Consider the following 20,648-nt stretch of genomic DNA (forward strand, 5'->3'; position numbering starts at 1 on the left):
CGCGGCCGGAACGATGGGTTCGTTCCGGCCCGGAGCTCGGTGACATGACCGCAGACCGGCCGCGTCCGCTGGCAGATCGGATCGCCTTCTGTATTTTGGCCGGTGTCGTCGCGTTGGCACCGCTGCCGTACGGATCACGTGACCTGCCGGTCGTGGCGGTCTGGTGCGGGCTCCTTGGAATCGGCCTCGTTTTCGCGCCGGTCCACGCCCTACAGCGGCATCATCGCCAAGTGTTGGCGGGCCTCTCCGTCGTCGTCGCCGGATACGTCTTCGTTCTCCACGAGCAACTGTCGGTAACGCCGTGGATGGCGACGTTCAATCCAATTTGGGAGGATGCATCGAAACTTCTGAAGGCGCCGATCCAGCCTTCGGTGTCGATCGTGCGAAACGAGCCATTCTTCGCCCTCGGCGCTCCATTGGCCAACGTTCTGGTGCTGACTCTCGGGATGCTGGTCGCCACCGACCGCAGCGACGCGCGCAAGCTTCTGACGGTCATCGCGTGGGCCGGATCATTCTACGCGATTTACGGCATTTACAGCCTCGTCCTCGACCCGCACACCATCCTGGGCCGCGAGAAGACAGCCTATATCGGCAATCTGACCGGGACCTTCATCAACCGGAACACGGCGGCCACGTATTTCGGGTCGGTGTCGATCCTGTGGTTCCTGTTTCTGCTGGAGGAGGTTCGAAAGCTCCTTCCGGCAGGCCCGATCGTCTGGGCTACGCTTTTGCGTGAGGTCTCCGAGGACCGCGCCGTGCGAGGTGCGCTGGCGCTTCCGTTCGCCATGCTGTTTCTCTGCCTGGTCGCGACCTTCCTCACCGTGTCGCGTGCCGGGTCGACGCTGACGATGCTCATGCTCACCGTGACGTTCGTGATCTTCTTTCGGCGCCGCCTCTCAGGGCGCAAGACCTTGATCATCGCGATGGTCGGAAGCCTCGCTGTGGCGCTTCTCGTGCTGCACCTTCTCGGTGGCCGGGTCGGAAGCCGCTTCGAGAGTCACGGACTGTCCGATTCCGGACGGCTGGCCGGGTGGCAATCGACACTTGAGATTATTTCACATCATCCATGGTTCGGTACTGGTCTTGGGACATTCGCATGGGCGTTTCCGGCCTATCGCAGCCCGGACGTGTCGATGTGGGGAGTGTGGGGGCTCGCACACAGCACGCCGCTCGAGCTCGTCGCCGAGGTTGGGATTCCGCTCGCCGTGCTGGTCGGGGTCGCGTGGGTCGGCGGGCTCGTGCTGCTGCTTGGCGGGTCGTTTCGTCGCCGTCGCGACAGGATCGTTCCCCTGGCCGGTTTTTCCGTCGCTTTGCTCGGCCTGCTGCATTCGACAGTGGATTTTTCGCTGCAAATCTCCGGCTACGCCATCGTGGCTTTCGGGATCATGGGGATCGGGCTCGGGCAGGCCATGCGCGGCACGGATAGCCCGTCAGGCATTAATCTTAAGTCCGAATCCTCTCGCGAACAGCCCCGCCCCGGCCTGCCCCGATCTGGGCGCCCCGGTCGCGACAGGGCGACGATAACATAACAACGATAAGACTTTGATCGACCGTAGAAGGCGGGACAGGTCTCGACATGGCGGATGTGATCCCGCTGTTCCGCGATGGTTTCACATATGCTAATGTCGCGGCGATTGTTCGAATGGAGCGCATCCGGATGAGCGACAGATCGGGCCTTCGGTACTTCGCCGCAGTGATATTTGCCGTACTGTCGACACAGGCGCAGTCGGCTTGTTACGAGGCCGGCCAAGGGCTCCCGCCGGATGCGGTCAATGCCTTCATGGCGAACCCGGCGCAACTCCTTGCCGGCAACCCCGAGGGCGGCGCCCGATTGATCTCGCAGGCGCGCGATCTCGTCGCCTCCGATCCGTCGACGCTGCCGGCCGTGATCGCGCTCCTCGCCCAGGCCAATCGCGACCAGCAACGCGGGATCGGCTCGGGACTCGGACAAGCCTATAGAATCTGCCTGCCGCGCGACCAAGCCTTCGCGACCCAGATTCAGCAGGCGACAGCGGCGTCGGCGAGTGATCTCGCCAAGGATGCCTATGCGCTCGTCAATCCGGACGTTCCGATCGGGGCGGCGGCGGGCGGCGGGGGAGGCGGTGCCGGCGGCGGCACCGGGGTCGGCGGGCCGACCGGGGGCACGACGACCATCGGTGTCGGAACCGCCGGTCCGACCTTGGGAACGAGCCCGACCGCGAACAATACGCCGACGAGCCTCACGGGTGGCCGCGCGGGTGGGGCAAGCGGTCTGTCCGTGACGATCGGAGGGACGGTACCGAATTCGCAGGTCAGCAATTTCTGATCGATCCTCCGCATCCCGATCGACTGCTCCCTTCGACGACCTGCAGCGGATCGCCGGCGAACGGGGTCGTCTCCGACCAAGGCGCGCGTCCGAGTGAACATCATGCGTCCTGTCGAGAACTATACCGAGCGCGATGTCGGCGCCGACCAGTTGTCGCCGCGGGATCTCGCGCTGTCGGTCATCAAGGGCGCACGGCGGCAGTACCCGATCATCCTGACGGTCGTCGCGGCCGTGGTGGTTCTCGGCCTGACCTATCTTCTCACCACGCCGGCGCGCTACACCGCGACGGCCACCATGGTGATCGACACCCGCAAGGTTCAGCTGTTCCAGCAGCAATCGGTGCTCGGCGACATCACGGTCGACGCCGGAACGGTCGAGACCCAGGTCGAGATCCTCAAGTCCGAGAACATCAGCCTGTCGGTCATCAAGGACCAGCGGCTGATCGAGGACCCCGAGTTCGTAGGGTCGAGCGGGGGGCTGATCGGGACGGTGCTGGGTGCAATCACGGAGATGTTCCAGTCCGCAGCCGCGCCGCCGTCGGAATTCGATCTCATGCGCCGGGCGCTGGGCCGCTTCGAGAGGGAACGCTCGGTCAAGCGGGTCGGTTTGACCTATGTGATGGAGGTCAAGTTCCGGTCGCTCAGTCCCGACAAGGCCGCTGCGATCGCCAACGCCATCGTGGACGCCTATATCGTCGATCAGCTCGAGGCCAAGTACCAGGCGACCCGTCGCGCGAGCGTCTGGCTGCAGGAGCGAATCCGCGAGCTGAGAACCCAGGCCTCGGCGGCCGAGAAAGCCGTCATCGACTACAAGGAAAAGAACAACATCGTCGACACGGGCGGCCGGCTGATCGGCGAACAGCAACTCGCCGAGGTCAACAGCCAGCTCATCATGTCGCGCGCATCGGTGGCCGAGGCCAAGGCGAGGCTCGACCGGATCAACGAGATCCTGCGTGAGGAGATCCCCAACGAGTCGGTTGCCGACGCTCTGAAGAACGAGACGATCATCAAGCTTCGCGGCCAGTACGTCGATATCGCCGCACGCGAGGCGACGTGGTCGGAGAAGTATGGCCGGAATCACCTGGCGGCGATCAATCTGCGCAATCAAATGGAGCAGATTCGACGGAGCATAAATTCGGAGCTCCAACGCATTCAGCAGGCGTATCAGAGCGACTACGACATCGCGCGGGCCCGCGAGGAGAGCATCAAGAACAGCCTGGCAAACGTGGTCTCCGAGAACCAGCTGACCAACCAGGCCCAGATCCAGCTCCGCGAGCTCGAGAGCAACGCCCAGACCTACCGGGCCATGTACGACAACTTTCTACAGCGCTACATGGAGTCGGTGCAGCAGCAGTCGTTCCCGATCACCGAGGCGCGGTTGATCAGCCCGGCATCCCGCCCTCTCGGCAAGAGCGATCCCAAGACGATGCTCGTCCTCGCCGTCGCGCTGGCCGGCGGCATGATCCTCGGCAGCGGAGCCGCTTATCTGCGCGAGGTGGGTGACAACGTCTTCCGAACCAGCAGCCAGGTCGAGCAGGTTCTGCAAGTGAACTGCCTCGCCGTCGTTCCTCTGGTCCAGGACGGAAACGCCAAGAAGGCGAAACCGGCGCTCCTGCCCGCGCAATTCTCGTTCGGCGGCTCTGGTCCTGGCACCAAAGCCGATGCCGCGACGAAAGCCGAACCAAAACCGAAACTCTCCTATGTGGTCGAGCAACCCTTCTCGCGCTTTGCCGAAGCGATACGCGCCGTCAAGGTGGCCGTCGACCTCAATGCGATGATCAAGACCACGAAGGTGATCGGTGTCACGTCGACCATGCCGGGCGAGGGCAAGTCGACGGTTGCGTCGAACTTCGCTCAGCTGATCGCCCACGCGGGGGCTCGGGTGTTGCTGATCGACGCCGATCTCCGGAACCCCTCGTTATCGCGCGCGATCGCACCTGCCGTGGAACACGGGCTTCTCGACGTCGTGGCCAAACGCAAGACTCTCGCCGATCTCGTAATCGCCGACCCGGTCACAAAGCTCGGCTTTCTGCCGTCTGGCGTGACTGCGAAGATTCTCCATACCAACGAGATCCTCGCCTCGCCGGCGATGCGGAAGGTCATCGATGTCGCCTGCCACAGCTACGATTACGTGATCGTCGATCTCCCGCCGATTGCGCCGGTGGTGGATGTTCGCTCGACGATCGGCATCATCGATTCCTATCTCTATGTGGTCGAGTGGGGGAAGACCAAGATCGACATCGTCGAGCACCATCTGTCGGGCGCACGGGCGATATACGATCGCCTGCTCGGCGTAATCCTCAACAAGGCCGATGTCTCGGCTCTCAGTCGCTACGAATATCATCAGGGCAAATACTATTATCAAAAGCACTATGCCCGCTACGGCTACGCCGAGCATTACGAGTAGCCGACATGGTGTCCCACCCCGAGCCCTCAGGTCCGATCATCCGCTCCTCCCTGGTGGTGATCGGGCTTGCCGCGATCACGTGGGCGGGGGTCGTGCTCGCTGCGCCGACTGCGACGGGACTTGACCCGGCGGCCGACAGGATCGTCGTCGGCGATCCCTTCAAGACGGATGATCTGAATCGCTTGGCGTCGGATCTCGAGGTGGCGAGACACGGAACACCGCCGCGCGCGCGTGCTCTGCGCAATGCCGTCATCGTCGCCGTGCGGCAGACCGAGGAGGCTGTTCGGGACGGTCGCCGGACCGAGATCGAAGACAGACTCGGCGCCCTCGGGCCGATGCTCGACCGCGCGACCGCGCTCGCACCGTGCGACGGCTTCCTGTGGCTCGCACGATTCTGGCACCGGAACCTTCGCGACGGCTTCGATGGCGAAAGCCTCGCGCTGCTCGCCGCCTCCTATCGAGTCGCGCCGCGGGAGGGATGGCTGGCGGTTCGCCGCAGTCCGCTCGCGCTCGCGGCCTTTTCGCGGATGGACGCGCCTCTGCGCGGGCTCGTCGTCGACGAGTTCGTCGGTCTCGTCAATTCGCATCTCGGACCGACGGCCGAAGTCTTCGTGACAGCTGGCTGGGCCGCTCGCGGCGCCTTGCTACCGGCGCTCGCCGGGGCGAGCGAGGTCAGCCGTAGGAACTTTGCAAGAGCCGTGTATCAGCTCGGCTATGACGTCGATGTACCTGGGATCGCGCGCCCGGATACGCGCCCATGGAGTCGCTGACCATGCGGGCGATCGGGGAGCCGAGAGGGGTGTCATTGTCGAGCAGGTACACCGTCGCGTCGAAGGGTACCGTAGCCTTGATCACGCTCTGGATCGGAATGTCGAGTCCACTGATCGGTGCTTCGGCCGAGCCCGCATCGAACAGCCGCCTGACGATGCAGTCCGGCAGTTATGCCGGCAGGGTGCCGGCCAGCAGGGATGCCTTCGGCAAGCTTTGCGCCGATGTCGAAGCGGCCTCTAAGGCTCGGGTCAGCAATCCAAATGTGTTCGAGCACATCGTCAGTGTCCTTAATCGCTGTCTGAAGCCAATAAAACTGCGTTTTTGCTATTTCGGCAGCGACCGTTGCACGGACGTCGACCTGCCTGGGCTCAAACGCAAGGACCTGGTGCTCGGGGTTTATCCGGGCCTGAAAACATTTCGTTACAGTTGGATAGAGGTCCGATGACGGTTCCTCCCATCAACGCCGCTGTATCATAACGGCGACCGCTGCTGATCGTCGGTGGTGAGCGCATATGCCGAGTGGCATAATTGTCGATGCTACCGATGGTGTTGTGTCGTGCTGACTCCGGATCGTTTCACCCGGAGTGCGGTAGCGTGGCCGAGATGCGTCGAACGACACCGTACTCGCAATGGTATGGGGCAGGGGGACGAGGCCGGCGAAATTCGTGACGGGGCCGGCGCTCCCGCACGATGCCACATCAGCGGCGTCGCCGAATGTCCTTGCAGATGTTTCGGCCCCTTTTCGACTCTCGAACAGGTATTCGGGCGGCTTATCGCTGCCGCGAGGGTTCAGCGCATAAGTGCCGCCATTCCGCTAATCCGGGTTTATAGAAATTGTATATCCCCGTGAGCGCAGGAACTTGAGGTATTTCAGTTAAAGAAATCGTTAGGTGTTAAAATGAACTTTTCCAGCCCTCATAATTCAACAGTCAATCATAGACGTGGGGACGACGTAATCGTCCCGACTGTTGGATGTTCATCAACTGTTGGGGGCGGTTCTGATGGCATCTTGCCTGTCCATTTCTCCGTTCAAGGAAAAAGCCTGTCCCGCGAAGTATATGGTGTCTTAGGGATTCCGATCGATTGTGTCGGTGTCACAACAATTCTAAGCTCATTCGAATCGGCAATACAGCATGGCCGCCCTTTTCTCATTTCCACGCCTAATCTCAATTTTCTGACCACGGCCTGGGTCGACCCCGAATTTCGCGAATCGCTCCTGATGAGCGACTTATGCCCGCCCGATGGAGTCTCGGTTCTGTGGGTTGCCCGCCTGCTTGGTCTTCCAATCCGCAAACGAATTGCCGGGTCCGATTTATTCGAGACGATCAAGGACGCGCGACGGCGAGACCCGCCCATGAAAGTGTATTTGTTCGGTGGGGCGGAGGATGTGGCGGCGTTGGCGGGCCAGAAGCTCAATGCTTCTAAGGGCGGAATCGTGTGCGCTGGCTCGTCCAGTCCACCGTTCTGCTCGGTCGAGGAGATGAGCACCGAATCCTATATCGAGGCGATCAATACATCCGGTGCGGATTTCCTGGTGCTGGCGCTGGGCGCGAAGAAGGGGCAGCTTTGGCTCCGGCGCAATCATCATAAGGTGCGCGTCCCCGTTCGATCGCATCTGGGCGCGGTCATCAATTTTCAGGCTGGGACGGTTAAAAGAGCACCTGCGGTATTCAGAAGATGCGGGCTGGAGTGGCTCTGGAGAATCAAGGAAGAGCCTCAGCTGTGGAAGCGGTATTTCGATGACGGACTGTCGCTGATCGTTCTTGTTTCGACCCACATCGTTCCAACCATGGTCGCGCACTGGCGGCATCGGCTGATGTGGAGGCGACAGAACCTTCAGGTTGCACTCCACCAGCAGAACGAGATCCTGGCGGTGACGTTGCACGGCGATGCGTGTGCCCGCCATGTCAATCAGGCCACCGGCTATTTCCAGCGTGCTTTGGCTTTCGAGAAACCCGTCGTCATCGATCTGAAGGGCGTTCGCTTCATTGATGCGCGATTCTTCGGGCTCCTTCTCATGCTCAGGAAGGAACTCAGGGAGCGCGGTCGCGACGTTCGGTTTCTCCGATGTCCTCCGAAGATCGCGAGGCTCTTCCGGCTCAACGGGTTCGACTACCTCATTGCTCAACCGATAACGGGTCGAACGTCGGTGATCGAAGACAAGATTGGTCAGGGCGCGATCTCTTCCGGTTGATTGCAGGGAAGACGAGGACTTCTGGCTCCGCCGGATTGGGCATCGCCTGTCGGCGCCCGCCCCGAGCCGCATGGGCAACCGTCAAGTCGTCGGTATCGCCCCGACAGACAGGCCATACCCGAGGAGCCAGCGGAGCCACTCCCAGAACGCGACCAACCCGAAGAAGGCGATGGTCGCTGCGAGATCCTGGGTGCCGAACGTGAAGCCGGCGCGGAGCTGGCCGACCAGGATCGGGATGTAGCGAATAGCGTCGCCGGCGGCTACGGCAGCAATCGCGCCCGCTGGCCCATAGGCCGCGAAGCCGAGCGGCAGGCCGATCAGCAGGGAGCCGAACTTGAGGCAGTTGGCGACCGCGCCGTAGGACGGCCTACCCAGTCCCATCAAGGTGGCGTCGTTGAGATCGCAGAGGATCGCGAACCAGGCGGCGACGAGCAGGATCGGGAGCATCCAGGCCGCGTCGTTGTAGCGGGAGTCGAATAGGACGCCCACGATGATGTCGGCGCCGGCGGCGATCAGCGATAGGCCGGCGGCGACGGCGAGCAGCAGCATCAGACGGATCGGGGCGAGGGTCGATCGCAGGCTCGAGGGCGACGCGCGGGATGATGCGACTAGCGGGAACACGATGACGTGGATCAACTGCCCGACCAATTGGCCGACAGGCTCGGCCAGCGACCGGGATACTCCGTAAACTCCGAGCAGGCTGAGTGGAAAGGCTTTAGCCAAATATAAGCGATCGAAATTCATTGCCAGAAAAGACACAATCGAAGAGAAAAAGATCCATTTTCCGAACGAGATGATCTGGCGAAGGTAGCGAATCGAAAGGCGTAGGTGGTGGCGCACGCTCGGAAGCAGCCAATAGCTCGCGATCATTCGAGTGCCGGATGCGAGCACCAGTCCCAAAGCAAGAGCCCAAATCGTTGGTGAAAGGAGGGCGAGCAAGATTGTTCCAGCATAGCCGACGAGATCCATTACAAGGTTAAAGACGTTCAATCGCTTGTACAACATGCGCCGTTGCGCCAACGTCGGTGCAAGAGATGTAAGGCCGACGAGCACGAAGGTCAGCCCGCCGATTGGAAAGATCAACGATAACGCATCAATTCGGTAATAACTTGCGAGTGGCTGCGCGATCGCCACGCAGACGAGCCAGAGAAGCACACACCGGATCAGATTGATCGTCCACGCCGTGTCGTAGAACTCCGGTGTGTCGGCGTTCTTGTTGACGACGAGGCTTTGTCCAATTCCGACATCTGAAATCAGCGTGACGCCAGTCCGGAAGGTGTTCACAACGACCATGATGCCGAACAATTCCGGCGCGAGCAGACGGGTGAGAACGATGTTGGTGCCGAGCCGGAGTGCTTGCCGCATTCCGAAGGCGGCGATGGTCCAACTGCCGGCGCGAACAATCAGTTTGATGAAATCCACGTTCGACCTGTCACGTCTGGTTGGCGAGCGGCGTCAACTCGGTCATAGGGCGGCTTGCCGAGCTAGTCAGTATCAGATGGAGGGGTGAGTTGGTCCATCCGTGAGTTGACGCTCGTTTGACAAACTGCGTCGCCTGCCAACTTAATCGTTTAAAAATGCTCATATCCATGTCGACAGCTATATCGAATATATCGAAGGCAGGCCTTGAGGGTGAATCGAGGGGTGCTGTGCAAATGCGGCCATCGGCGACACGGCGCGCGCCCCGTACTCCAACGAAGGTCGGAGACACGGCGCGACCAGCGAAAAGTACGTCATGAAATGGACCGTTCTCGTCTGCGCCCTGATCTGTCTCGTTCCATTCGCGGACTTCATTCACCGTCATCCGCGGTACGTGCCGGCCGTATGGGTCGTCATGGGGCTGCTACCGTTCGCCCAGTCCGCCGTGCCGTTCTTCGACATCGCATTGATCTCGTGGAATTTGTGGCCGGGCTATGTGAAGGGGCTCGAGATCTCGGCCCTGGATCTCTTCGCGATTGCGGCCTGGTTGACGCTGCCGCGCACGACCCGTCGGCTACCGTTCCGGCTGCCGATGGCCTTGTATCTCGCCGCGGTCCTGCTCTCGGCGTTTCAGGCGCAGGTTCCCGAGGCGGCGCTGTTCTATGCCTGGCAGCTTTTGCGGATGTTCTTTGTCTACCTGGTGGTCGCCAGGGCGTGTGCCGACGAGCGGAATGTCCGCGCGTTGCTGGCCGGCATGGCGGCGGGCATCTGCATCCAGGCGATCGTTGTCGTCTGGCAAAAATTCGGGCTCGGCATCGGCCAGCCGAGCGGCACGTTTGGGCATCAAAACACGCTCGGGATGGTGGCGCATTTCATCACGATCCCGTGCTTTGCGCTGCTGCTCGCGCGTGATCGGAGCTGGCCGTCCTATCTGGCGCCGGTGTCGGGATGGATCGTCGCGGCACTGTCGGGGTCCCGCGCCGCACTCGGGCTCGCCGCATTCGGCGCCGCGCTGCTTCTCGTCGTCTCGATGGCCCGCCGCCTGACGTCGTGGAAAGCGAAGGTGGGGACAGTCTTGGCGATCGTCGCCGTGGCATCGCTGCCGGTTTTCGCATCGCTTCAGACCCGAACCGTTGCCGAGTACGCGTCAAGCAATCTGGATCGCGCTGCTCACGACGCGGCCGCCGCCGCGATCGTTGCGGACCACCCGTTAGGCATCGGCGCGAACAACTACTCCTTCTTCTCCATCTCGCAAGCTTACACGCAACGCGCGGGGGTCTTGAGCGGCGCGATCGAGATTTCCTCTCACGTTCACGATGTCTATCGAGTGACGGCCGCAGAGCTGGGCTGGCAGGGTCTGTTCGCGTTCTCGTTGCTTCTGCTTTGGCCCGTGGCGACGGCTGCCGATTGCGCTTGGCGGGAGCGGGAGCAGCCTCGCGGAGAGATCGCGCTCGGATTAGGCGCCGCATTGTGCACGGTGTATCTGCACGCCTTCTACGAGTGGATTTTTCTGACCGCACAAGTTCAGTATCTTTTTGCCATGTGCATGGGGATGGTTGCTGGCCTTGCGGGACAGCTCGGTCATCCGCAAAAAGTGCGCCCCAATCGATTGTTTAGTAATGAAAAAGGACAGCCGAGTTGGACAACACTGAACTCGGTGTAAGCATAGACCACACACATTTATAAGCGGGGAGGTAGATCCGACTATGGCAGTCCAGGACGATGGCGCTCCAGAAGGGGTTCGATCTCTCCGATGCGTGCATGAGTACATCATCCGTCATGTCGGGAATTCGAAAGCAAGAATATACGAGGCTGGGGGAGGATCTTGCTCGTTCCTTCCTCTTGCGGAACTGAATAGCCCGGACGTGCTGGTCGTCGATATCGATGCTGATCAGTTATCGAGAAATCAGTACGCAAAACGAAAAGTTCTGGGTGACATTCAGAACTTTCCGGTCGAGCCGGCATCGTTCGATATCGTCGTCTGCTACAACGTCATAGAACATCTCGCCGCCCCGGACGCTGCAATACGCTCTTTCTTTGACGCGCTTGCCCCGGGAGGACTGCTGTTTTTGGCAGCGCCGGGTCCGCATTCGCTCACTGGAATGATAACAAAATATACACCACACTTTGTGCATGTGCTCGCTTATAAGTATATTCTCGGGAGGGTGACTGCGGGGCAGCCCGGTCGCCCCCCATTCAGAACAGTCTATCATCCACTGATTTCTCCGGTACGACTGCTTCGGTTCTGCCGGAACCTCGGCTTTGAAACTGTTTATTGGTGCGAATACGAGTCTCCTCATTACGCATGGGTGGTGGCATCACGGCCAATCATCGGGCGAGCGCTGCGGTTGACGGCGGCCGTTCTCAATCTTCTTTGGTTTGGAAAAAGAGACTTTACAAAAGGGGACTACCATCTTCTGGTCAAGAAGCCGGATGGTATATAGGCAATTGTAACTGTTCTATGGGATGTCGTTTTGCGGCGAGCTCCCGAAAATCTTATAGATGGCAAGGCGCGTCTCTGTCAAGAGTTTAATATAATAGCTTATTTTTTATTATGCGAGCAAAGCTAACCGCCGGCCGAATAAACGTCAGTCGATCCCAGAGACGCAAGTCGGCAATGTCGCTGCGGGAACTCTTCTGACGAGCAAGGTTGGGTACAGCCAAGTACACACGAATGTCGGGAGAAATGAGGCGGATGTGATTATAGGCCCCGTCTCGCCCCATCGGTCCGCCATCAGGATGGCCCACGGGCCGCATCTCGCATTGGTCCATGTATTCTCTCATTCGAGAGATAAATGGCCCGTTGACGGCGTAGAAGTGACCTCCGATGGTCAGGGGAGGATCTTTAAACAAAGGGCCTGAAAGGCCGCGGTCGGAAGGCGATAAATATCCAAAATACACAATGTCCCACTCGACTTCTGACAAGGCGGAGAGAATGCGATCGACCTCGCCCTCGGCAGGAGGGCGAAAGAAAACATCGTCCTCGAAGACGAGAACGTTTTTTAGTCGCTGTTTTTCTGCTTCTCGCAGAACTGATCGGTGGGAGCAGAATGAGCCTCTCGCGCCTATTGCATAAACCCCTCTCCTCTCGCTCGGCCTTTCGCCGTAATGGAGTCGAACCCTGTCGCTTGGAAATTCAACACCGATCTTGGCAAACTCGCGCTTTGCGCTCCTCAGTCGATCTGTCCGATCTGGGAGATTTATTAGATAAGCGCGATCAAAATACTCAATTAGCCGTTGCATGGACGAGTTTCTCGATACTGTTAATGCTTGCCACTTGATGGACATTTGCAATCGAACGCTTGAGCGGTGACTAATGAAGCGTGCCGTAAGAGCGTGCGCCAGAGTTCGGATTACTGTACGATAACTGTGGCGCAGTTTCTTTGCTTACGCAATAAAAATTACAGATATCCGCGCGGTTATCAGTCATCGCGGCCTTTTGCGGAAGGCGACCAAATCGTTTGCTCTGTCGATCGGCTCCAAGTACCGCTCAACAACATGGTACTCTGGCCGCGACACGTAATCGTGGATTAAAAGTATCGTGCTTGGTCCGACGCGCGATATGGCGGCCTGGGCGCACTCTACGCGGAATCTCCCGTCGATCAGGATCAGGTCGGGGAGGCAGTTAAACGTCGACCAAACGCCATCGAAATAGCTTGGGTAATAATCTCTTCTTGAGTTGTCGACCGGGATGCCCCAGTTGCCGACCGGCCCAATGTCTATCGTGCGGAACGAAAGGCAGCCTGAGGCAACAGCAACGGAAATGATCGGATCCTTCTGCAAGCGCTTTACCCACTTGGGATCTGACTCAACGGAGATAATGCGAGGAACGCCAAAGCGAATCGCAGAAAGAGTGCTGCCGCCGCAGCCGAACTCAAGAAGAAAACGACATTTTAAGAGGTAGCGACGCAGTAGCCACCGTTCACGTCGGCTCATTGCTGGATTGCCGTGCTCAAAACCACGGCGTCCGAAGAAATAGTTTATAGACGGGACTAGCTGCATTTTTCTTCTCCATGGCAACGATAAGCGTAGCTTGCTAGTAGTGAAACGAATTTGCGAAGTATCGCTTTGCGACAATTTCTTCCAACGGTCTATGTGCAGACGTTCAGTCCGCTGTTCTTCGGGATTGCCTCGCGACAACAATGAGGGAACCTCTTACGAAGTAAGCGTATTTGCAGAACCGTTCTTTGGTAATTTATTGCCGCCATCGCCCGTGCAGATAAGCCCACACCGCTGCTGTAGTCGCGATCGTCTGGTGGACGGTGTATTCCGCCGACATGCTCACGGAGGGATACTCGATCAGAGCCTCGTAAAGCGGGAGTGATGCAAGCGGCGGTTCGATCCGCCGGGTCGGGACCTCCCCCGAGAGCGCCGCCCATTTCGGTCCGAACACCCAGCCGTACTGGGCCGCGGCCTGGCCCGGCGACGCCCAGCCGTAGATGGTAATGCCGGCCGGCGGGGCTACCCCGGCTGCGCGCGAGTCTTCGTGCAGCGGGGCGACGGGCCAGCGCCGGCCGAGTCCGACCGTGAAGCTCATGCCGATCTGGTTGGCGCCCAGAATATGCGCCGATCCGTCCAGCATCGCGCGCACGAACGCGTCGTCGCCGGTAATCCGATGGGCGCGGATCAGGGCGGCGGCTTCCAGATGGGCCGGGGCGAGCCCTTCGCCCCATCCGATCGGGGCGTAGCGATGCTTCATGGTCCGGTAGGAGATCGGTCCCTGCTGCGGGCGGGCGATATCGTCGCGGGCGAGCGCGACGATGTCGCGGCGGGCCTTGTCCTGGACGGACGGATCGGTATCGGGCCATTGCGCTAGCGCGTAGTCCCAGGCGGCGTCCATGGTGCCGAGGCGAGGTCGGCCCTTCAGCGCCTCGCGGGCGACGGCGTTGAAGCGCTCCTCGCCGGTCAGCCGGAACAGGGCGGCGGCGGCCCAGGCGCGGAGGTCGCGGGTGCGGTCGAGGATCGGCGCAAGTTGGCGGTCGTAGGTCACGTCGTCCAGACGGATCAGTTGCCGGATTTCGCCGTAGCCGTGCGCGGGCTCGGCGCTGGCGCGGTCGGCCCAACTCCAAGCGCGGATCGCGCTGTCCCGGAACAGGTCGGCGAGCGCCGCCTCGCCGAGCCCGCCGAGGACGATAGCCGCCTTGGCGGCGCCGGCCGCATAGGTGAAGGTCGAAATCGGATCGGGTGCATAGGCGAACACGGTCTGCGACTCGAGCCAGCTCGGCTCGAGTCGGCGCGGCGTCCGGGCCGATTCGATGCCTCCTCGCACCGCGCCGTCCGGCCGCTGCAGGCGGCGGTAGAAATCGAGATTCCAGATCGCCTCGTCGACCAGATCCGGAAAATCCTTGCCGCGGTAGAGGGGATGGTTCAGCACCTCGCTGCTGGGCGGCAGCCCGAATGCCATCGCGCGGGACGCCGGCGGAAGCTGATCGAAGACGTCGAGCAGAAGAGAAGTCGCGTGGAGGTGAACGATTCTGCGGTCCCAGTCGCCGGCGTCGTGATATCCGCCCCAGGCGTCGGGGACAGTCTCGTCGGTGATCCACGGTGGCTTCACGGCGTCGGAGAACTCGACCAAACCTTGATCGCCGCCCTCCCGGCTGAAGGCGAGCGGCAACCTGCTCTGACGCACGACGATCCCGCTTGACTCGGTGAAACCCTCAGGCCGGCGATAGCCGAAGCGCCCGTCGAGCGCCGTGCCGCTGCGCTGATGATAAAGCCCGGCCATCGAGGTCCGCGCGGCCTGATGCCAGACGTCGTCGCCGATCTCGAACGGATCGGAGACGCCGAGGCCGGGGACGCGTAGACGATAGCGGCCGGGCGACGCGCCGCGCCACGCGCTGTAGTCGAGGCCGAACACGTAAGTGCCGGCGCGGTTCGCCTCGTAGGTGGTTCCGTCGGGCCGCGTATAGGTGAGGATATCGCCCTTCACGCCGCTGCCGGGCTCCTTGTCCCTCGGTCCGACCCGCAGCACGATCGGCCCGCTGAAGACCTCCGTGCCGCGGTCGTCGATCACCTGAAAGCGGTCCAGCCCATAGGCGCGGAAATCGACGGCGCCGTCGTCCGGCCCGCCCGGCAACCACAGCGCCAGATAGGCGGATTTCGCGGGGTCGTCCGCCCGGTGGCCGAGCTGCGTGGCGCGGATCGAGGAGCTGCGGGTGGCTTTCGGGTCGAAATCGAAGTCGGTGGGCGGCAACACATCAGCCGGCCAGCGTATCGTGTGGCGCCCGGGCGGCAGCGGGCCGTCGAGCCGAATATGGACGAAGTGCTTGAAGCTGACGATCGGCGTCCCGCCATGCGCCACGCCGGAACTCCAGGGGACCGATTTGCGATAGACCGCTGAGACTCGCCGCGGCCCGAGCGGACCGTAGCGCGCCGCGTCGTCCACCGTGGGGCGGGACAGCGGTGCAGCGTTGGTGGTGTCCGCCGTGCGAACATGGTCTCGCCGCGGCCCGATCACGATGCCGCGGAGGCCGCCGTCGGCCTCGATCCAAGATCCGTTGGGCGCATTCGATGGGGCCGGCAACGGCACAATGCGTCCGCGGATCACCGGCGCCTCGCGGACTTCGACCCGAACGATGTCCGGCGCCGCCATCGTGATCTCGTGCACGACCGGGCGCTCGGCGGCAATGGCTGCGTCGCTGTGGAGGCACACAATCATTATAATGATAATGAATGACAGCATGACGCTCTCTTTCGCCATGTTCCCGCTTGTCGTTATCGGCAATGATTCGATATGAATGATGCCGAATCGTTGCGTCAAGAATCTCCAGAGTTATAACGTTTGTGTACAGGCGTCTGTAATATCATTCTGTCTTCGATGCGATCAAATTACCGCGGGGAGCGGACGCGCGTGGGCGAAAGCGGCGCAAGTGCGGCAGAACAGCCGTATTTTGAAATCAGGCCACACAATATGAAGAAATATGCTGCCGTCGTGATCGGGCGCAACGAAGGCGAGCGCCTCAAGCGATGTCTCGCGTCGCTTTCGACGGCCGATCGCATCGTCTACGTGGATTCTGGTTCCAGCGATGGATCTGTCCAATGGGCTCGCAACAACGATGTGGACGTTGTAGAATTGGACATGAGCGCGCCCTTCACAGCAGCGCGTGCCCGCAATGCAGGCTATCGGCGCCTCCAGGAAGTAACTAACGGAATTCCTTACGTCCAATTCGTCGACGGTGATTGTGAGATCATAGCCGACTGGCCCAGTCGCGCCATTATGTTTCTATCGTCGAATGCTGAGGTGGGCGTCGTGTGTGGCCACTTACGCGAGCTATTTCCGGAACGCTCGGTCTACAACTGGATGTGCCAGGAGGAGTGGAACGGACCGGTCGGGGCCGTGCGGGCTTGCGGCGGCAACATGATGGTCCGGGCAAGCGCTTTTGAGGCAGTCGGCGGGTATCGGGACAAAGTCATTGCGGCCGAGGACGACGAATTGTGCCTGCGATTGCGCGTGGCCGGGTGGCTGATCTGGCGCCTTGACGCCGAGATGGCGGGGCATGATGCAGCGATGCTGCATTTCGGCCAGTGGTGGCGGCGCGCGCTGAGATGCGGTTATGCGTATGCCCAGGGTGCGCATCTGCATGGAGCGGGTCCGGAGCGGCATTTCGTCTGGGAATCGCGTCGCGCCTTGATCTGGGGACTCTATCTTCCTTTGACCTGCCTTGCTGCCGGTCTCGTGTTCGGACCTCCCGGCTGGCTGGCGTTCTCGATCTATCCCCTGCAGGTGACGCGACAGGTCGTGCGGAATTCCGGCTCGCTGCGGCGTCGAACGACATTGGCGCTGTTCGAACTCATTGGCCGTTTTCCGGAAGCCCTCGGCCAGCTGAAGTTTCAACGTGATCTCAGGCTGGCGCATGCACCGCAGTTGATCGAGTACAAATGAAGTTGCGTCCGGGCCAGCAGCCACCAGCGAACGCTTCGTTGATATCTCTGGATATGGAGCGATCCAACCGCCGGCTGGTCTCCGCGGCGACCGGGTCGCGCCGCAGTCATAAAGAGCTTTCAGGAATGTCCACGAACTCCCCGCCAGGTTTGTTCCGCGCCACCCAGTCGGGTGTGGACCGGCCCCCGGTTCGCGTGGCGCTCGTCGGGACCGGTTATATCGCCGAGTTCCACGCACTCGCCCTTCGCTCCATCCCGGGCGTGGAACTCGTGGCGGTTTGCGACACCAGTGAACGCCGAGCCCAGTCGTTCGCGGCCGAGTGGGGGTCAGCCGCAGTCTTCAGTTCATTGGAAGCGGTCGTCGACCGATCCTGTGTGGACGCGATCCATGTTCTGACGCCGCCCGACTCGCATTTCTCATTGACGAAGCTCGCGCTACGATCGGGCCTGAACGTGCTCCTCGAAAAGCCAATCTGCGCATCGGTCGAAGAAGCCGACGAGATGCTGGAGATCGCGCGCGTAAGAGGCTTGCATGTCGGTGTGAGCCACAACTTCCTGTTTTGCGGCGCCTACCGGACGCTGAGAGACGCGATCAAATCGGGCGGGTTGGGGCCGCTGGACTACATCGGGATCAACTATTTCTTCGAGCTGAAGCAAATCCGTTTCGGCCCATTCGATTCCTGGATGCTGCGGTCGCCCGAAAACACGGTGCTGGAGATCGGACCGCATCTCCTGTCGATCGTGGGTGATCTCGTGGGCCTACCGGAGGAGGTTTCAGTCGAGGTGGACCGCAAGATCGATCTGCCGGGGGGAGGTCGTACGTTCCTTCGCTGGCGGATCAGGGCAACCGTCGGTCGCGTCGCGGTGGACATCAACATCAACCTCGCCCCGGGATTCGACCAGCGCACCATTCACGTGCGCGGCCTTTTCGGGGCGAGTACGGCCGACATCGACGCCAACACTTGCACGCTCGACCGGCGCACGCCTTCCGGTATCGATTTCGACCGCTTCCGACGCAGCCGCTCCCAGGCACGGCAGCTCCGGTCGCAGGCGGTTTCGACGCTCGGCGACTACGTCCTCACCAAGCTGAAGCTGCGGCAGCGCGGCAATCCTTATCAGCTCTCGATCATCGACAGTGTCGCCGCGTTCTATCGCGCTCTGCGGGCAGGTGAGCCACTCGACGCTCGGATTGACGGTGCGTTTGGGCGCGATGTCATCGCCGCCTGTCTTAAAGTAGCGCGCGCCGGCCGAAGCGAGGTGCCGCCCGAACGCGTAGTGTCGCGGCAGATCAGGATTGCTCCGGCGAAGCCACCCACCGTCCTCGTGATCGGGGCGGGAGGGTTCATCGGTCGCGAGCTTGTCGGACAACTCCTGAAGGGCGGCTATTCCGTACGCGCGATGGCACGCCACTCGATCTCGGCTCTCGAACACCTTGAGGCCGAAGGATTGGAAATCGTTCGTGCCGACGTCCGCAGCGCCGACGACATCGCGAGATCGATGAGCGGCATCCGGCACGTGTTTCATCTGGCCACGGCCGAGACGAAGACCTGGCCGATGGCCATCGAGAACGTGGTCGAGCCGGCACGCCTGGTCGGCAATGCCTGCCTTGCGGCAGGCGTCGAGCGGCTCGTCTACACGGGAACGATCGATTCGTACTACGCTGGTTCAAGAGCGGGCATCATCACCGAGCAAACGCCGTTCGAGTGTAACATGGAACGCCGGAATTACTATGCGCGCGCGAAGGCCGCCGCCGAAGCCGTGCTGGTCGAGATGCATCGCAGCAGAGGTCTGCCGCTGGTGATTTTCCGGCCGGGAATCGTGATCGGGCGAGGCGGGAATCCGTTCCATTGGGGGGTGGGCAGGTTCTCCGAAAACGTCTGCGAGGTGTGGGGCGAGGGGACCATCATGCTGCCTTTCGTTCTTGTGGCCGACGTTGCGGCGGGACTCATACGGGGCATTCAGGTGCCTGGAATCGAGGGGCGTTCCTTTAACCTCGTCGACCGTCCGCTGCTCACGGCGCGCGACTACTTGCAGCAGATTGAAAGACTTGCGGGCATTCGGTTGGATGTGATCCACCGCCCGATCTGGCAGTATTTTCTCTCCGATCTAGCGAAGTGGACCATCAAGCTCGGGGTCGGCCATCCAGATCGCATCCGCATTCCGAGCTATCGCGATTGGGAATCGCGCACGCAAAGTGCCACGTTCGACTGTTCGCGCGCCCGAACAGAGCTAGGCTGGACGCCTGCGGCCGATCGGAGCCGGCTGATCAAGGAAGGAATCGGCGACGCTGTGGAGGGGTGGGCGGCGACGATCTGAACATTTCGATGTAAGTGCGGGTCATCGAATCAATCATGCGGCAGGTTTGGTTACGTCCTCTGGTGGTTGAGACAAATCAATGGAAATCTCCGCCAAGACTATGCTGTCAAACGAAATCGTCCCGAGTAGTTTGCTTCTTGTCACGCCCGTGAGTCTCCAACAGCGGGACGGCAGCGTGTGGATCGACGACCAGACCGGTGCGGGCCTCGTTCGTTGGCTCGAATCTTTCGACCAAGTGTCCTATTTTGGTGTGGCTGCCGACGAGAACGACCGATCCGCTTCGTCGGTTACCTGGGTGGATGTTCGGCAGTTGTCCGGTGCTTCGCGGTTGAGGGCAATTCCTCTCCCTCGTGCCTACCGAATAGAATTGGCTGTCCTGCGGACGGCCTCGATGCGAAGGCAGTTGGCCGAAGAGATACGGCGTCACCAGTATCTGTCTTTCGTTGTGGGAGGCTTATTCGGCGATTGGGGTGCTCTCGCAGCTTTGGAAGCGATCCATCAAGGACGGAAGTATGCGTGCTGCTTGGATGCGCCGGCGACAGAGCAGCTCAGGCGAGTGCTTCCAGAGATGCGGTACCGAAGGCGTATCAAGGAGGCAGTTGTTTTGCCCGTTGCGGATAAGCTTACGCGATGGTTGGTGAAGCGCAGCGCTGTTGGCTTGCTTCAAGGATCCGACACCTACAATTACTACAAATCGTTTAGTGCAAATCCGACGCTCATTTATGATACTCATACGAGCAGGGCGGACGCGATTAGTGTTCAGAATATAAAAACTAAGACTGAACAAGTGCTTAATGATGAAGCTGTCAGAATTTGTTACGTTGGTCGAGCCATATCGATCAAAGGTCCACTGGAGTGGATCGAGACCCTCGGCCTCCTGGATCGCAGCGGGGTGGAATTCGAGGCGGTATGGCTTGGAGACGGGCCCATGCTTCCGGCCATGAAAGAGGCAGCGCAGGAGCGTGGATTAGCAGACAGGGTGTCTTTTCGTGGATTTATCGGCGATCGGAAAGCAGTGCTCGAGGAGATGCGGAGAAGCCACATATTCCTGTTTTGTCACAAGGTGCCCGAATCGCCGCGATGCCTCGTCGAGGCGCTTGTCTCAGGCTGCCCGATCGTCGGATTCGAATGCGATTACGCGTCTGAGCTTGTGCGCGAACAGGGGGGCGGGGAGTTCGTGCCGGTGGGTGACAGCAAGGCGCTTGCCAGTTCGATTGCACGGCTCGTCAGGGATCGCAAGCGTCTCGCCGATCTGATCACGAGCGCTGCTCAGACAGGCCGCAAGTTCGACGAGGAAAGCGTTTACCGCCATCGGGCAGATACGATTAAGCGGTTTAGTTAAGAGAATTGTGTCCA

At 60.9% G+C, this 20,648-nt stretch carries 14 protein-coding genes; 11 read left to right on the plus strand and 3 right to left on the minus strand.

Going from position 1 to position 20,648, the window contains the following annotated elements:
• Positions 1 to 44: 44 nt before the first annotated feature.
• The 6 genes from ACFQUV_RS04505 to ACFQUV_RS04530 all read left to right on the plus strand — a co-directional run bounded on the left by ACFQUV_RS04505 (position 45) and on the right by ACFQUV_RS04530 (position 7,676).
• On the plus strand, positions 45 to 1,529 hold the full coding sequence (locus ACFQUV_RS04505; protein WP_129610482.1) for an O-antigen ligase: 1,485 nt from the start codon (positions 45 to 47) through the stop codon (positions 1,527 to 1,529).
• A gap of 47 nt (positions 1,530 to 1,576) precedes the next feature.
• Positions 1,577 to 2,305 (plus strand): hypothetical protein, encoded by a 729-nt coding sequence (locus ACFQUV_RS04510; protein WP_378394249.1) that lies wholly within the window; start codon positions 1,577 to 1,579, stop codon positions 2,303 to 2,305.
• Between the two features lie 102 nt (positions 2,306 to 2,407).
• On the plus strand, positions 2,408 to 4,711 hold the full coding sequence (locus ACFQUV_RS04515; protein ID WP_129608856.1) for a polysaccharide biosynthesis tyrosine autokinase: 2,304 nt from the start codon (positions 2,408 to 2,410) through the stop codon (positions 4,709 to 4,711).
• Between the two features lie 5 nt (positions 4,712 to 4,716).
• Complete coding sequence (locus ACFQUV_RS04520) at positions 4,717 to 5,481, plus strand: hypothetical protein (RefSeq protein ID WP_129608855.1); 765 nt, start codon at positions 4,717 to 4,719, stop codon at positions 5,479 to 5,481.
• On the plus strand, positions 5,469 to 5,927 hold the full coding sequence (locus tag ACFQUV_RS04525) for a hypothetical protein (protein ID WP_129608854.1): 459 nt from the start codon (positions 5,469 to 5,471) through the stop codon (positions 5,925 to 5,927). The genes ACFQUV_RS04520 and ACFQUV_RS04525 overlap by 13 nt, the downstream gene beginning before the upstream one ends.
• A 564-nt stretch (positions 5,928 to 6,491) precedes the next feature.
• Positions 6,492 to 7,676: a WecB/TagA/CpsF family glycosyltransferase gene (locus ACFQUV_RS04530; protein ID WP_165363860.1), complete on the plus strand. Its 1,185-nt coding sequence runs from the start codon at positions 6,492 to 6,494 to the stop codon at positions 7,674 to 7,676.
• Positions 7,677 to 7,757: 81 nt separating this feature from the next.
• Here the strand turns inward: ACFQUV_RS04530 and ACFQUV_RS04535 are convergent, their stop codons facing one another.
• A complete protein-coding gene (locus tag ACFQUV_RS04535) occupies positions 7,758 to 9,098 on the minus strand; it encodes an oligosaccharide flippase family protein (protein WP_129608852.1) in 1,341 nt (446 codons plus the stop codon).
• A gap of 313 nt (positions 9,099 to 9,411) precedes the next feature.
• On the opposite strand from ACFQUV_RS04535, the gene ACFQUV_RS04540 reads away from it, so the two are divergent.
• Positions 9,412 to 10,758 carry an O-antigen ligase gene (locus ACFQUV_RS04540; protein WP_129608851.1) on the plus strand — a complete coding sequence of 449 codons (1,347 nt, stop codon included), beginning with the start codon at positions 9,412 to 9,414 and terminating at the stop codon, positions 10,756 to 10,758.
• Between the two features lie 43 nt (positions 10,759 to 10,801).
• The gene (locus ACFQUV_RS04545) at positions 10,802 to 11,539 is read left to right on the plus strand and encodes a bifunctional 2-polyprenyl-6-hydroxyphenol methylase/3-demethylubiquinol 3-O-methyltransferase UbiG (protein WP_129608850.1); all 738 of its coding nucleotides are present in this window, start codon (positions 10,802 to 10,804) and stop codon (positions 11,537 to 11,539) included.
• Positions 11,540 to 12,521: 982 nt separating this feature from the next.
• Here the strand turns inward: ACFQUV_RS04545 and ACFQUV_RS04550 are convergent.
• Together ACFQUV_RS04550 and ACFQUV_RS04555 are read right to left on the minus strand one after the other, a co-directional pair.
• Positions 12,522 to 13,097: a hypothetical protein gene (locus ACFQUV_RS04550; RefSeq protein WP_129608849.1), complete on the minus strand. Its 576-nt coding sequence runs from the start codon at positions 13,095 to 13,097 to the stop codon at positions 12,522 to 12,524.
• A gap of 193 nt (positions 13,098 to 13,290) precedes the next feature.
• Positions 13,291 to 15,855, minus strand: a complete 2,565-nt coding sequence (locus ACFQUV_RS04555; protein ID WP_129608848.1) for a glycoside hydrolase family 9 protein — start codon at positions 15,853 to 15,855, stop codon at positions 13,291 to 13,293.
• Positions 15,856 to 15,945: 90 nt separating this feature from the next.
• On the opposite strand from ACFQUV_RS04555, the gene ACFQUV_RS04560 reads away from it, so the two are divergent.
• The 3 genes from ACFQUV_RS04560 (at position 15,946) to ACFQUV_RS04570 (ending at position 20,634) form a co-directional block, all read left to right on the plus strand.
• Positions 15,946 to 16,977 carry a glycosyltransferase family 2 protein gene (locus tag ACFQUV_RS04560; protein ID WP_244601556.1) on the plus strand — a complete coding sequence of 344 codons (1,032 nt, stop codon included), beginning with the start codon at positions 15,946 to 15,948 and terminating at the stop codon, positions 16,975 to 16,977.
• Entirely contained in the window at positions 16,974 to 19,292 is a 2,319-nt protein-coding gene (locus ACFQUV_RS04565; protein ID WP_129608847.1) for a Gfo/Idh/MocA family oxidoreductase, read from the plus strand. Before ACFQUV_RS04560 ends, ACFQUV_RS04565 begins: the two co-directional genes overlap by 4 nt.
• Before the next feature lie 175 nt (positions 19,293 to 19,467).
• Positions 19,468 to 20,634 carry a glycosyltransferase gene (locus tag ACFQUV_RS04570; protein ID WP_165363858.1) on the plus strand — a complete coding sequence of 389 codons (1,167 nt, stop codon included), beginning with the start codon at positions 19,468 to 19,470 and terminating at the stop codon, positions 20,632 to 20,634.
• Positions 20,635 to 20,648 lie beyond the last annotated feature (14 nt).

Origin of the sequence: Rhodoplanes sp. P11 (genome assembly GCF_964266735.1) — a bacterium.
GTDB classification, from domain to species: Bacteria; Pseudomonadota; Alphaproteobacteria; order Rhizobiales; family Xanthobacteraceae; genus Rhodoplanes; species Rhodoplanes serenus.